Annotated in this window: 13 protein-coding genes; 5 read left to right on the top strand and 8 right to left on the bottom strand. The window is 35.3% G+C overall.

Annotated elements, in window-relative coordinates; all coding sequences use genetic code 11:
• Positions 1-171: 171 nt before the first annotated feature.
• The 3 genes from A3EM_RS0135145 to A3EM_RS0135130 form a co-directional block, all read right to left on the bottom strand.
• Positions 172-1,071: a rhomboid family protein gene (locus tag A3EM_RS0135145; RefSeq protein ID WP_020532951.1), complete on the bottom strand. Its 900-nt coding sequence runs from the start codon at positions 1,069-1,071 to the stop codon at positions 172-174.
• Between the two features lie 299 nt (positions 1,072-1,370).
• Positions 1,371-2,174 (bottom strand): rhomboid family intramembrane serine protease, encoded by an 804-nt coding sequence (locus tag A3EM_RS0135140; protein WP_020532950.1) that lies wholly within the window; start codon positions 2,172-2,174, stop codon positions 1,371-1,373.
• 111 nt (positions 2,175-2,285) lie between these two features.
• A complete protein-coding gene (locus A3EM_RS0135130; RefSeq protein WP_020532948.1) occupies positions 2,286-2,633 on the bottom strand; it encodes a YraN family protein in 348 nt (115 codons plus the stop codon).
• Between the two features lie 264 nt (positions 2,634-2,897).
• Here A3EM_RS0135130 and A3EM_RS0135125 point away from each other — a divergent pair, with 264 nt between their 5' ends.
• Both A3EM_RS0135125 and scpB read left to right on the top strand, forming a co-directional pair.
• Positions 2,898-3,275 (top strand): TraR/DksA family transcriptional regulator, encoded by a 378-nt coding sequence (locus A3EM_RS0135125; protein ID WP_020532947.1) that lies wholly within the window; start codon positions 2,898-2,900, stop codon positions 3,273-3,275.
• A 150-nt stretch (positions 3,276-3,425) separates the two neighbouring features.
• On the top strand, positions 3,426-3,986 hold the full coding sequence (gene scpB, locus A3EM_RS0135115; protein WP_083925363.1) for an SMC-Scp complex subunit ScpB: 561 nt from the start codon (positions 3,426-3,428) through the stop codon (positions 3,984-3,986).
• Positions 3,987-4,023: 37 nt separating this feature from the next.
• Here scpB and A3EM_RS0135110 read toward each other — a convergent pair whose 3' ends face one another.
• Positions 4,024-4,539 (bottom strand): gamma carbonic anhydrase family protein, encoded by a 516-nt coding sequence (locus A3EM_RS0135110; RefSeq protein ID WP_020532944.1) that lies wholly within the window; start codon positions 4,537-4,539, stop codon positions 4,024-4,026.
• 113 nt (positions 4,540-4,652) lie between these two features.
• On the opposite strand from A3EM_RS0135110, the gene trpS reads away from it, so the two are divergent.
• From trpS to A3EM_RS0135090, 3 genes are all read left to right on the top strand, one after another.
• On the top strand, positions 4,653-5,624 hold the full coding sequence (trpS, locus tag A3EM_RS0135105) for a tryptophan--tRNA ligase (RefSeq protein ID WP_020532943.1): 972 nt from the start codon (positions 4,653-4,655) through the stop codon (positions 5,622-5,624).
• A 399-nt stretch (positions 5,625-6,023) separates the two neighbouring features.
• Positions 6,024-7,148 (top strand): DNA polymerase III subunit beta, encoded by a 1,125-nt coding sequence (gene dnaN, locus A3EM_RS0135100; RefSeq protein WP_020532942.1) that lies wholly within the window; start codon positions 6,024-6,026, stop codon positions 7,146-7,148.
• 309 nt (positions 7,149-7,457) lie between these two features.
• Positions 7,458-8,096 (top strand): DUF3244 domain-containing protein, encoded by a 639-nt coding sequence (locus A3EM_RS0135090; protein ID WP_020532940.1) that lies wholly within the window; start codon positions 7,458-7,460, stop codon positions 8,094-8,096.
• A gap of 82 nt (positions 8,097-8,178) precedes the next feature.
• Here the strand turns inward: A3EM_RS0135090 and A3EM_RS0135085 are convergent, their stop codons facing one another.
• From A3EM_RS0135085 to A3EM_RS0135070, 4 genes are all read right to left on the bottom strand, one after another.
• Entirely contained in the window at positions 8,179-10,326 is a 2,148-nt protein-coding gene (locus A3EM_RS0135085; protein ID WP_020532939.1) for an OmpA family protein, read from the bottom strand.
• Positions 10,327-10,483: 157 nt separating this feature from the next.
• Entirely contained in the window at positions 10,484-11,074 is a 591-nt protein-coding gene (locus A3EM_RS44625) for a DUF2911 domain-containing protein (RefSeq protein WP_020532938.1), read from the bottom strand.
• A 310-nt stretch (positions 11,075-11,384) separates the two neighbouring features.
• Positions 11,385-13,427 (bottom strand): transketolase family protein, encoded by a 2,043-nt coding sequence (locus A3EM_RS0135075; RefSeq protein ID WP_020532937.1) that lies wholly within the window; start codon positions 13,425-13,427, stop codon positions 11,385-11,387.
• Between the two features lie 154 nt (positions 13,428-13,581).
• The gene (locus A3EM_RS0135070) at positions 13,582-14,628 is read right to left on the bottom strand and encodes an OmpA family protein (RefSeq protein ID WP_083925362.1); all 1,047 of its coding nucleotides are present in this window, start codon (positions 14,626-14,628) and stop codon (positions 13,582-13,584) included.
• Positions 14,629-14,763: the final 135 nt, after the last annotated feature.

Raw genomic sequence — 14,763 nt, 5'->3', positions numbered from 1 at the left:
AAAAAAGCTAATAATATTGGTTATAAAACTGCTAAAAGAAGGTTTAAAACCGAAATAAGAGAACTTGCTATTGCCATTATGATTTATCTAGCTGGAGGTAACCCGGAACGAATCTTTAAAATTAAAAATGGTCGGAATTTCTTCCGACCATGACTGGCTTACGCCCTTTTTTTATTCACTTTTCTTCTGATTTTGACTTGCCTTGAACAAAATCTGCTTTTCTTCTTTGGTAAGTTTTTCATAACCCGTATCAGAAATTTTATCCAGAATAGCATCAACCACCGCCTGATCTGGCATTCCCGGACCGGTTTTTACCTTATTTTTAGGAATATTATTAGCTTTTTTCTTATAGGTAATTTTTATTTTGGAACGAGGCTTAAATAAATTGGCCAGAAAATCCAGTGATGCGGTTACCGGCTTACTCCAGTCATTTCCTTTTTGTAGTTGGATAATAAATAAAAACCCAACCAGAGCACCAGCCATATGGGCTATATTTCCACCGGTATTTTGAACCGGAAGTGCTATAAAAGAGGTAAACACTGCAACAGCGGCTACATATTTAATTTTTACCGGACCTATAAAAATCAGGTACATGCGATAATCCGGCTGAAAAGTAGCAGCTCCTACTACAATGGCAAAAACACCGGCAGAAGCTCCTACCATAGTTGAATTTCCATAGCCAAGTAAGTTGTAGGAAAGAATAAATGTAATACCACCGGCAAGACCGCCAATTATGTAAATAGCTTTTAATTTATTGCTCCCCAGAAATTCTTCAATTATTTTTCCAAACCAGAACATGAAAATCATATTATAAAGGATGTGGAAAAAACCATGATGAGTGAAAAAATAAGTTATAATTGTCCAGGGCTTAAAAAGAAATTTAGAAGGTGAAGAATGAATAGCCAGGTTTTCATAAAAGAAATCGAAAAAACCATTATTCTTTGAGATTGCAGAAATGAAAAAACAAAGATTAAGAAATACCCAAACAATCACATTGATAATGATCAACTTCACAAGGCTGTTATTGGGCTTGTTCCACGTATATTTAAAGTCGTCTATAAAGGTTTTCATGGTATAAAAAAAGTCTTAAAGCACCAGAACCATAGCAAATATAATTTACTTATGGTTGGCTTTCGCTTATTTCTAATCAGTTATGGCAATTAATATAAAAAAATCTGAATTTGCCACTTGTATTTTGTAATCAAGTTACTCTTCTATAAACAGGAGGAAAATATATTAGGTTTCTAATCTCCTCCATTCATTACGTAATTCAACTGGTAATCTTATGAATAATCATAATTTGTTTGAAATTAAACCGTATCCTTTTAGTCTAAAAAAACACCTATTTATTACAAACTTTAATCAAGTGCTTAATTTACTTTAAGTAAGTCAAATTTAATTAAAATAAACGCGAATAACATGCCCCCTATATGGGCAAAATGGGCTATATTATCATTCGGATTTCTTTCCAGAATACCATAAATTTCAAAAGCGACAAAGCCGGTAATCAGGTAAATCGCCTTAATTGGGAAAAAAGGAAAAAACAGAAGCCTTACCTCCATATTTGGATATAAAAACCCGAAACCAAATAAAATTCCAAATACAGCTCCTGAAGCTCCAAGCATACTACTTAAATACACAATTCTGTCTCTAAAAGACTCCATTACTCCATTGACATTATTTAATACAATAGCATCATTTGGATTTTCGGGATAAACTTTATTTACCAGATCGTACAAATCTCTAAACCTTGGATCGGTAAAGCCATCTGCAAATTTATTGGCAAATGCCAGGAATTTCTCCGGAGAAGGGGCTGCTTTAAAAGAAGCAATGGCACTTTCTAATTGTTGAACTTCAAGGTAATCTATGGCATTGTGAAGAAATCCTGCTCCAATTCCACAAACAAGATAAAAAATAAGAAACTTATTGGAGCCGAAGTAATTTTCCATTATTGGCCCGAAAAAAAATAATCCGATCATATTGCCGAAAAGGTGGCCAAAACCTGCATGAACAAACATATAGGTAAAAACCTGATAGGGCTGGAACGACTCAGAAAAAATATATTTCACAGAGAACCAGTCGGAAAACGGGATCCCCATAAAGTTTTCTATGAGATAAATGCCAATATTAATAATAAGAAGATTTCGAACAACAGGGGTTATAGCTCCAAACATTTAAAATCATCAGTTTAAAAAAGTATAAAAAAATAAGGTGCTTTTACTAGTTCATTCATCCTGATTTCAGCACCTTTTTGCAGAAAAACATCTGCAAAAAATCTAATTTGTTTAAAAGACATCCTTCAGATGAAGCAGGTCAAAATTGTGGTTGGTTTTGGTGATTGCAATAATATCAAACCTAATAAAATGAATTTTAGTTTTTTTACTTAAAAAATATTCAGCTGTTTCCTTTATTAGTTTTTCTTTCTTCAGATCTACCGCCTCCTCCGGGTTGCCAAATTTAGTGTTAGACCGGGTTTTTACCTCAAAAAAAACAACAAAATTTCCTTTCTCCGCGATAATGTCAATTTCTCCCCTTTTATGTCTGAAATTTCTATCTAAGATTTTATATTTTTTTTCCAGGAGAAATTTTACGGCAAGGTCTTCTCCTTTTTTTCCAAATTCAAGGTGATTCATTCTATCCAGTCTTTTAAAATGGTAACGTCTCAGAAGGTTGGAACAATTTAGACTTGGGAAAGTTTAGTGTATTTAAGGTGTTAGAAAGTGGTACTTATTCCGAATTAAGTAGTTATTCTTATATAAATTAACCTTTATTTGGTAACATTTCATTTTTTTTAATAGTATAATATAAATAAAGGACAATTTTTGTCTATACTTTGTTTAATACAAGGAAGTATTATAACTTCGCAATATTTTATCCATAACTTAAATTTAAATTTTATGGCTGCTGAACAACAACGATATTCAAGAGAAGAATTGAAGGAGTTTGAGGAGCTTCTTTTGGATAAGTTGGCTAGGTCAAAAAACGAGCTTGCCCATCTGAAAGTTTCCATTAAAAAAGGCGCTAGTGGTTATGACAACAACCATACTGGAGCAAAAACCCTTGAGGATGGAGCAGATGCACTCGAAAAAGAACAACTTAACCAACTTGCGGCCAGAACCCAAAAGTACATGTCCCAGCTTGAAAATGCATTAATCAGAATCAAGAATGGTACATATGGGATCTGCATTGATACTGGTAATCTCATCAGTAAAGAGAGACTTAGAGCCGTGCCTCATACTCAACATTCTATCGAAGCTAAATTAAACAGGAAGTAATTTCTATCTTCTTCCTTCTTAAAAAAATGGTTTATACAATTAAAGTATAAGCCATTTTTTATATCCTAAAACTTTATATGTTTGTAGGATTTGAAATGGAAGGCCTTTGGCCTGATGTTAAAATTCCTCAAATAAAGAATATTTACTCCAATGGATTTTTTGCAAAGACATATAGAAGCATTGATATTTTGTTCTCCACAGGCTATAAAAACAGAAGAATTGAAAACCTGCCTTTCGGAAATGTTTGATTCCGAAGTGCCTGAGGATGATATAACCAATGCAATAAATATCCTGATTGAGAAATATCAAACAGATCAATATTCATTTGAGATCATAAAAGCCTCAGGTGGATATCAGTTTATGACCAAGCCGGCTTTCCAGGCAAGTATAGGAATATTACTCAAGCAAAAATCCAAGAAAAGACTTTCGAATAGTGCTCTGGAAACCCTTTCGATTATCGCTTATAAACAACCTATCACCAAAGGGCAAATAGAACAGATAAGAGGAGTAAACTGCGATTATGCCGTTAAAAAGTTGCTGGAAAAAGAATTGATAGATATAAAAGGAAAATCAGATGGAGTGGGCAAGCCTATTCTTTATGGTACATCTGAAAAATTTCTGGAGTATTTTGGCATAAATCATCTGGATGAATTACCCCTGCCAAAAGATTTTACTGAAGAAGAAAATGAAATTGGGGAGAATAATGAATAAGCTTATTCCCTTCTCCCGCTCTTCATGAAAGTATCTCTCAATCTTCATCAAACCATTTGGAATACATTACATAATTATTTGCAGTTCTTTCAAAAACTTTTCTCAATTCATCATCCACCGGTTTAATTTTCTTTGCGGGCACTCCGGCATAAAGATATCCTGCTTCCACAATAGTGTTTTCCAAAACCACTGCTCCAGCCGCAATTAAAGCCTCTGATTGGACCACCGCATGATCCATCACAATCGCTCCCATTCCTACCAACGCATTATCTTCTACTGTACAACCATGAATAATGGCATTATGTCCAATAGAAACATTGTTGCCAATCACTGTTTTTGCTTTTTGATAAGTACAGTGAATGATGGCACCATCCTGAATATTAGTTTTATTGCCAATGGTTATGGAATTCACATCACCCCGAACCACAGCATTGAACCACACACTACATTGGTCCCCCATTTTTACATCGCCTACTATTGTAGCATTTTCAGCTATAAAACATTCATTTCCCCAACTTGGACCAATTCCTTTTACTTTTTTTATCACAGCCATTTTAAAAATTTCGTTTATTTCTACTTTTGCCTAAATTTACGAATTGGAATTAATTTTACCGGATATTAAACTGTACTTTTTCCAGTAGGAAAAATGATAATTTAACTTAACTAATGGCAAGAATTTTAACAGGAATACAGAGTAGTGGAAAACCTCATATGGGGAATTTGTTAGGGGCAATTCAACCTGCCATTGAGCTTTCACGCCAGCCAGAAAACGACTCGTTTTTCTTTATTGCAGATTTGCATTCGCTCACCACCATTAAAAATGCTGAAGAAAGAAAACAAAACGTTTATGCTGTGGCAGCTGCATGGTTGGCTTTTGGATTTGATACCGAGAAAAACACTTTTTACCGCCAATCAAGAGTAACTGAGGTATGCGAACTGACCTGGTACATGAACTGTTTCACGCCATATCCCATGCTGGCCAATGCACATTCTTTTAAAGATAAAGCCGAAAATTTGTCCGATGTTAATGCGGGGCTTTTTACCTATCCTGTGCTGATGGCCTGTGATATTATTTTGTACAATGCCAATTTTGTTCCTGTAGGAAAAGATCAGCAACAACATTTGGAAATTACCAGGGATATTGCAAATGGTTTTAATATAAAATATGGGGAGACTTTTGTGGTTCCCGAGGCCAAAATTAATGAAAGTATCATGACCATTCCGGGCGTTGATGGCCGGAAAATGAGTAAATCCTATAATAATTATATTGATATTTTTCTTCCTGAAAAAGCTTTGAAAAAGCAGGTTTTTAAAATTGAAACAGATAGCAAAACCCTTGAGGAACCAAAAGATCCGGATACTTGCAATGTTTTTAAAATTTATTCCCTAATTGGAAATGACGAGCAAAATGCTCAGCTAAGGGAAAAATATATTGCAGGAAATTTTGGCTATGGCCATGCCAAAAAAGAATTGCTGAACCTGATTATTAAAAAATTTCAAAAGGAGAGAGAGTTGTTCAACTATTATATGGAAAATACCGATGTGCTGGAGGAAAAATTACAGGCTGGAGAGGCAAAAGCCAGAAAAGTAGCTCAGGAAGTTTTACAAAAAGTTAGGGAAAAGCTCGGATTTGCATAACTTTAAAAAGCCATTCGATGGCAGTTATTTCGAATCCATTCAAATAATTTTATCCATTATTTAACAAGAAAACTGTTAATTTGCGAGGATAAACCAGGCACAATCTGCGAAGATGCAAATGGTCAGTTTTATGCCCATTTTTCTCAGGGAATAAATATTTTTTTTTGAAATCAATTTGCCGTCAGGTAAACCAGGTTTCTAAAGTTTTTCCTGAATTAATTAATTGTGAACAAACTAATTCTTAGTAATTACCTTGATATTGCTTAAATTTAAATAAATTTATTTTTGGGCATTTGCATATTGAGTAAAAAATATTTAAAAAAAATTTTATTTTTACGTAAACATTCAGTAGGTCATCATAGGCGAGAGATTTCGCTTTGATAAAATCTAGTAGCATTTATGAAATTCATTGTATCCACCTCCGCTTTATTAAAACAAATATCTGCGATTTCAGGAGTAATTCCCTCCAATCCGATCGTACCTATTTTGGAAAATTTTTTATTTGAAATAAAGGACGGAAAACTAAGTATTACTGCATCTGATCTTCAGACATCAATTATTACCCAGATTAATGTGGAGGCCGAAGAAGATGGAAGTGTAGCCATACCTGCAAAAATGCTGGCCGAAACACTTAGAAATTTACCTGAGCAGCCAGTCACTTTCACTATCGATTTTGAGTCTTACAGTGTGGAAATTAGTTCGGATAATGGTAGGTATAAACTTGCAGGGGAAAATGCTACTGATTTCCCGAAAGTACCTGAGCTTGGCCGATCTGAATCTATAGAGATACCTACTAGTGTAATGACTGAAGCAATTGCCTATACACTATTTGCCACAAGTAATGATGAAATGAAACCCGCCATGAATGGGGTTTACTTCAATATTACTGAAACACAGGCCAATTTTGTTTCTTCGGATAGCCACAGACTGATCAGATATAGAAGAACTGACTTAAAATCTGATTTTGAAACGGCCATCATTATTCATAAAAAAGCGCTTACCTTACTTAAAGCTTCATTACCATCGGACGATACTCCACTGACTTTGGAATTTAACAGTTCGAATGCTATTTTTTCTTTCGGTGAAATAAAGCTGATCTGCAGGCTTATTGATGAAAGATTCCCGGATTATGAAAACGTAATTCCCTTAAATAATGACAATATGGTGACCATGGACCGTGGGGAATTGCTAAGTACTTTAAAAAGAATAGTTATTTATGCCAATAAATCTACCAACCAGGTAAGGTTTAAAATTACAGGAAATGAAATTCAGGTATCTGCTGAAGACCTTGATTTTTCCAATGAAGCATCTGAAAGGTTATTCTGCGACCATGAAGGGCAGGATATTGAAATTGGATTTAATGCAAAATTTTTAATTGAAATCCTGAATAATCTTTACTCAGAAAAAGTAACCTTCCAGTTATCTGAGCCTAGCAGTGCAGGTTTAATTGTGCCTGTGGATGTAGATCAGAACGAAGATATTTTAATGTTGGTAATGCCAATTATGCTGCATAATTACGTATAACCAACCCAACAAAACATTCATTCCTTAAAGAAGCTAATCCTGGATCAGGGTTAGCTTTTTTATTTTTGAGGATAGGATGAGCTTTCCTTTCTCTAATCTATAAGAGTTTTCCCTCCAAATTATACTTTTTTCACTTAAAGTTGTCCGGTTTTCCAACAGGGTGTGTTCAGATCCGAACAAATCTCATTTCCAGTCACCTCAACTAAATCTTCATAAACATCTAAAAATCAATACCTTACACTTATTGGCATTTCTATTGGAAAACTCCTTTTCGTCAGATTAATTTTTATAAAAACAAATTTTGCTACCATGAAATCAATTATCGGAACAATTGCCAAGACTTTAATTTTTGCTATTTTATTCTCATCCTCAGCCGCAGTTTTTGCGAATACTAATACGGGAAACGATCCTATTGATGACAAGAAAATTAAAGAATCTTCTAATATTCAATATAGCATCTACCCTTTAAAAAACACTACCAAAATCAGAGTGGCTTATGAGAAAAAAGGAAAGGAGAAAGTGACCATCAAAATTTATGATGACAAGAAAAATTTAATTTTTACTGATATCCAGAGAAACAATACCGAATTAAAAAGAAATTATGATTTAGGTAAAATTGGAAATGGTGTTTATTTCGTAAAAATAAAGTCAGGAGAATTTGAAACTCAGCATAAAATATTTGTAGGGAAAAAACAAGTGAAGACATTTGAAAGCTATCTGTCTGCTTCAGCAACTAATAATAAAATCAGAATTGCTTTCCAAAATGCTACTAACCCTGTGAAAATTTCAATCACTGATGAAAAAGGAAAGAATCTTTACGACAAAACTTTATTCGATACAGAAAATTTTAGCAGCTTGTTCAATTTAGCCCCTCTAGATAAGGGAAATTACACTGTGAGCATTTCTTCGAATGGAAACGTTACAGAACAAAGTTATACAATCAAATAAAGATTGATATAGTTTACAATTATAGGGCAAAAGGGCATTCCAAATTTGGAATGCCTTTTTTACATCAACATCTTTATTTTTGCTAATTGCCCAATTGATCTTTGTTTCCGGTAATTTTGAGTTCTATCCTTCGGTTAATTTCTCTTCCATCTTTCTCATCATCATTACTCACCCTGGGCACTTGGTCCCCATAGCCTTTGGCAGTCATTCTTTCTGGATCAATTCCCTTACTTCTCAAATATTGCACAACTGCTTTTGCTCTTCTTTCAGATAGAATTAAATTATAAGCCGGGTCTCCCACATTATCAGTATGCCCGGAAATTTCTATTTCGATAGATGGGTTATCTTTAAGAAATTGAGCCATTTGATCAAGGCTACTATAGGACAATTCCTTTAAAATGGAGGAATTAAAGTCGAAATAAATATTTTTAACCACCAATGGGGCACTGGCATCAGTGGGATCTAACAGGATTATTTCATCTATAATCCCAGCCCTAGCGTTTGAAAGAAAAAATTGAGTATCCTTGGTTAAATGTGCCTTCGAACTGGTTTTTAAGGAATAATCACCCTGATTATCTGTTACTCTCATAGAAAAATTCCCATCAGAATCTGTGACAGTACTGGTTACTTCCTTGTTATTTTGATTATTGATCAGCTTAACTACTGCTTCAAGTGGTTGTCTGGATTCGTTTGAATAAACCACACCTTTAATGGTAATTCCATTCAGCATTTCATGAAGGAGATCTATTTCAAAATTTTGTTCTATTATTCGGGAATGATCATCAGAAATTTCAGGTTGGAAATATTGTTCGGATTTCAATTGATCCCCTACAAAAATTTTAGTAGTAAATTTTTCTCTAAAGGGTAAATTTATCTGAAACTCGCCTGATTCATTTGGAAAGGCCTCAATCTCTTTTTGTTTACCTATAAATACTACAGTAGCATTTGGAACCGGTTTTTGTGAGGCTAAATCAATTACCCTACCTTTCAATACTACTTCTTCAAAAAGGTATGCTTTGTAAATATCCTCCGCACCAAAACCTCCACTACGATTTGAAGTAAAAAATCCAATATCGTTGTAAACACTAAAGAAGATATCATCTCCTACTGAATTAATGGGATATCCAAGATTTTCAGGGGTAGACCAAACTTTTGCAGTGCGGTGATGGGTAGATTTAAAAATATCGAAACCGCCAATAGAACTATGTCCTTTTGAACTAAAGTAAAGAACTCCGTTTTTATCCAAAAATGGCGCATCTTCATCATATTCTGTGTTTAATTCCGCCAGAGGAAAAGGCTTTCCCCATTTTCCATTACCTTTATTAAAAGCGATAAATAAATCTAAATCACCTTTGGGATTATATCCATTAGAAGAAAAAACTATGGTGCTCCCATCTTCAGTTATACAGGCATGTGATTCATACCCAGAAGTATTGATATGATTCCCAAGAGGCACTGGTTTCTCCCACTCCCCGGCAAAATACTCGGAAATATACAGATCCTCATTCTGATAGATAATCATTTTCTGATCATTGCCAAAAAGCTGAATGGTGGCCACATTATCCCCTTTCACTTTAAAGTCCAGCTCTTCCTTTTTCGGGGTTGTCCACAAATTGTATTCGTCTAAAAAAGAAGCATATATGGTTTCTGTTTCCATATCTTTGGCTTTTTTCTCTGGATTTCCACTTCTTCTTGTAAACAGAATCTTTTCCTGATTTTTAGATAATATGCTGTTATATTCGGGGGAATCGGAATTGATAGTTTCGCCTAAGTTATCCACAATAAACCCTTTTGGTTTTTTATAAACTTCAATGGCGTTTTCTATACTCGCCAGGGTTTGGGTGAGCAAATCGTCCTCCTTTACGTTCGAGTTTACTGATTTAAATTTATACAGATTGGATTTAGCATCTTCGAACAAATGGTTTTTATAATAGGCCATTCCCAGCCAATAGTAATACCTGGGTTTTCCAAGTGTCTCTGCATTTGGTTCCAGGTTTTTTAAATATTCCAATCCTTTTTTGGGACTATTAAGTAAAATATGACAAATTCCCGCAAAATAATTAGCTTCAACATTGGAGGGGTCGGCATAGAGAGCTTCATTCAGATGAATTAAAGCGTTTTTGTATTCCTCTTCCTGAAAATAGGAAATTCCTTTTTTCAATTCTTTTTCCTGTGCAAATAATTGAAATACTAAAAGTGATAAAAAAAAGAAAAGAAAAGTAGGTTTCATAGCTTATAGCGTTTGAAAAAGTTTGTAAAACAACTCAAAATTTATTTTTGAATAAAATTGCCCTTAAAATCTAAAAATTGCTTTAAAATAAAAAGGCTTTCCCGAAGAAAAGCCTTTTTAAGTAGAATTATTCATGACCTACAGAGAGGTATTTATGTTAGGCATTACCCTTATCCTTTTCCACATTGAATGAAAACTTAATTTTCTCCCATTTAAAATTTACGGATTCTTTTATCCTAAAATTTAATCTTTCCTCCAATTCTTCAGATGGAGAAGGCTGAACCACCACTCTTAGTGCATCTTCCTTTTCGTCATATTCGTAGGCACCCCACTGGTCCCAAACTTTGTTAAAAATCAGTGTCCATTCATTTTCGGTAGGAATGGTAAAAAGGGAATATTTTCCTTTTGGCAATTTTTCTCCATTGATCAATACATCACTATCAAACTCTATCCAAGTAGCTTCATTGGCTCCGGTTCTCCAGACTTGTCCATACGGTTCCAGTCCCCCCCAGATCTTTCTCCCCTTTACTCCAGGTGACCCATATTGCATATTTATTTTTACTCCATCAATTTTACCGGATATTTTCGTCAGCGGACTAAGTTTTTCCTCCGCTTCTTCCAGCTCCGTCTCTGTATTTTCAGCTTCAGATTGTTCCATATTCCCACTTCCTGGTGAACAGGCATTAAACAGAAATAGACCTGACACACCCAGGACAATAAAAATAAACCGCTTTACTACTTTTCTCATTTGTTCAAATTTTTGTACTACTAATTTATATTAGTTTCAGGAATGACTACATTCCAAATGAATGGATTTCAGAAACTTATTCCTGTAAATTGTTTTAAATAGGTAAATCCAGTCTTATATTTTAGAATACCCACTCTCGACTAATAAACCCATACGATAGAAAAGGGTTCCAGGCTTCAAATAAATTTTTTTTTAATGATTTTTAACGGTTTTCAACTCAATAAGACTTATTTTGAATTACCCCTTTAAAAAACACAAAAGGCGCCTTAATATTAAATCAGGCGCCTTTTTTTAGTCATAAGTGTACCTTTTAACCTTTGTATTCTTCCAGATAAATATTCACCTGATTAAATACATTTTCTCCGGTATAACCTAATTTTTCATCAAGTACACCAGCTGGAGCTGAATGGCCAAAATGATCTAAACCTATCGATTTTCCGAAAGGTCCAACAAGACCTTGTAAAGTAACAGGTAAACCAGCAGTAAGACCAAGAACCGGAACTCCGGAAGGAATTACACTTTCTTGGTAATCTTTACTCTGGTTCCTGAATAAACCTTCAGAAATGGCGGAAACAATTCTGACTTTAAGGCCTTTTTCAGCTCTGAGTTTTTCGGCTCCTGCCACTAAAGTAGATACTTCAGATCCGCTTGCCACCAAAACAATATCAGGAGTATCTGAATCACTTTCTACTACATAAGCACCTTTTTCTGCTTGCTTAGCTTCTTCAAATCTTGAAGTAGCAGCAGGTAAATCTTTAATTCCCTGTCTTGATAGAATTAGCGCAGTAGGTGTTTTTTTATTCTCCAGGGCCATTTTCCATGCGATTGTAGTTTCATTGGCATCGGCTGGTCTTAAAGCTAATAGACTCATATCACCAGAGTGGTTTTTCAGCTTCTCTAATAACCTTACCTGTGCCTCCTGCTCCACCGGCTGGTGAGTTGGGCCATCCTCTCCTACTCTAAAAGCATCATGAGTCCATACATATTTTACAGGAAGCTCCATTAAAGCAGCTAGTCTGAATGCAGGCTTCATGTAATCAGAAAACACAAAGAAAGTAGCGCAAACCGGAATAACACCACCATGCAGAGCCATTCCGTTGGCAATTGCGGCCATTGTTAGTTCAGCCACACCTGCCTGTAAAAATGCTCCTGAGAAATCACCTTTTCGGAAAATACTTGTTTTCTTTAGGAAACCATCCGTTTTGTCACTGTTAGAAAGGTCAGCAGACATTACGATCATGTTTTCTACCTTTTCAGCATAGTGAGCAAGTACAGCAGAAGAAGCCGCTCTTGTAGCTACACCTGCTTTTTGGGTAATTTCACTATAATCAATTTCAGGAATATCGCCTGAGAAAAATAATTCTAATTTTTCTGCAAGGTCTTTATTATTACTTTCCCATTCTTCCTGAGCAGCTTTTCTTTCTGCTACTATTTTAGCTTTTTTGGCTTTTACCCCTTCATAATATTCAGCAACTTCAGGGAATATTTTAAATGGATCTTCAGGATCACCTCCAAGGTTTTCAATAGTTTTAGCTAATGAAGCCCCTGCACTTCCCAAAGGCATACCATGAGTAGAAACTTTTCTTTCAAAACTTTCACCCTCCTCAGTAACTGCCCCTTTACCCATTATGGTTTTACCAATAATAAGCGTTGGTTTTTCAGTTTCATTTGAAGCTTCGGTTAGCGCTGCTCTTATGGCATCCGGATCATTTCCTTCGATCGTGATGGCATTCCAACCCCAGGCTTCATATTTTTTAGCTGTATCTTCTACTGATACATCAGCAGTTTCGGAAGAAAGCTGGATATCATTAGAATCATAAAACATGACCAGGTTGCTTAGGCCAAGAAATCCGGCAATTCTACCTGCGCCCTGTGAAATTTCTTCCTGAATACCACCATCTGAAATAAAAGCATAAGTTTTATGAGCAGACCATTCTCCAAACCTGGCAGCCAAAAACCGCTCAACAATTGCAGCTCCCACTGCAAATGTATGTCCCTGTCCTAATGGCCCTGAAGTATTTTCTACACCTCTTTTAAAATCAACTTCCGGGTGACCAGGGGTTGGGCTTCCCCACTGCCTGAAATTAGCTAAATCCTCCATTGAATAATTTCCAATAAGAGAAAGTGTAGAATACAACATTGGAGACATGTGTCCCGGATCAAGGAAAAATCTATCTCTAAATCTCCAGGTAGGATCTTTAGGGTCGAATACAAGAAATTCGGAAAATAAGATATTAATAAAGTCAGCACCTCCCATTGCACCTCCTGGGTGTCCTGATTTCGCTTTTTCTACCATTGAAGCCGAGAGTACTCTAATATTATCTGCAGCTCGGTTTACAATTACATTGTCCATGTTTGATGTTTTTTGAAATGAAATATAAAATCTAGTGGTGAAACGGCTTATTGGTTTAGATTTCAGGCAGCTAAAATGTCTCGCAAAGATAGCTTTCCATTTCCAAATTCCCAGATGAGAGCATGAAATTGTAAAGGTTGTACAGCGGAATAGACTATTTAATGGATAAGATTTTGAATTCTACTCTTCTGTTTTTTATCCGACCTTCTTCTGTAGCATTGTCTTCCAAAGGCTTCTCGCTTCCGTATCCTTTTGGGATAAGCATGTCAGGATTAACCCCTCTTGCCTTTAAAATATTTACCACAGCTGTAGCACGGTTAAAAGATAGTAGTTTATTCTGAACCTCACTTCCTTCATTAGAAGTATGGCCGGCAATTTCTACTTCTAAATTCGGGTTTCGCCTTAAAAAAGCAGCAAATTCTTTTAGTTTTGGTTTTGAAGATTCTGTAACCTGTGGACTAGACCTTTCGAACTGTAAGTGATTCATAATGGTGATATCACCCGCTACAATTTTTTTGAGGTAAAAATTTTCTTCTTGATCAGACTGATTGATGTCAATAAAAACCACTTTATCGTAATAACCCTTTGCTGTCAGATTGAGATGGTAAGACTGGCCAATAATCGGGGAAAAGTGAAACTCTCCCATTTCAGTTTCAGCCCTTTTTATTTTTTTACCCGTTTCTTTTTCCCTAATGAAAGCAATTCCTTCAATTTGCGCATTCGTAAGACTATCCAGGATTGTTCCAAAGAATTTCTCTCCTTCTTTTTCTAATAAAACTTCACCGGGAATACATGCCTTATTATTACCATCTTCTATTCCCGACCATCTCCCAACTAATTTGTATCCCCCCTCAAAACTTTCCAACTTCACGACAAGCGTTTTTATACACCAGCCAACTCCATCTCCCAACACATCACCCTCTAATATTTTATCTTCTTGAATAATTATGCTGTCCCCCTGAAGATATCCTTTAAAATCCATTTTAGCACTGATATTGAGAAATTCTGAAGCTTCTATATAGGCAATCCCGGAAAGTTGATCCTTTTCCTGCGTAATATTCAGCACTAATGGGGATTCTGAAATTGATCCCATAATATGTTGGGTAAGGTATCCTGTCCATTCTCCATTTAGCAATTCCTGAGCGTTTGCAGCCAACATATGGATTATTTGAAATAAAGTGATTAGTAAAATTTTTTTCATTTGAGTATAGTGAACTTTTACTAATACTAATGAGGATACAGTGTATCTTATTTTGGTGAGCTAGAAGGTATTTTAAATGTAAAAAAAGAAAACCGATGAAATTACTCCACCGGTTTGAATTTATTATAGTAGGAT

The sequence above is a fragment of the Flexithrix dorotheae DSM 6795 genome (assembly GCF_000379765.1).
Classification (GTDB): domain Bacteria; phylum Bacteroidota; class Bacteroidia; order Cytophagales; family Flammeovirgaceae; genus Flexithrix; species Flexithrix dorotheae.
Note: the sequence above shows the minus strand (reverse complement) of the source record. Positions and strands in the feature narration are given on the sequence as shown.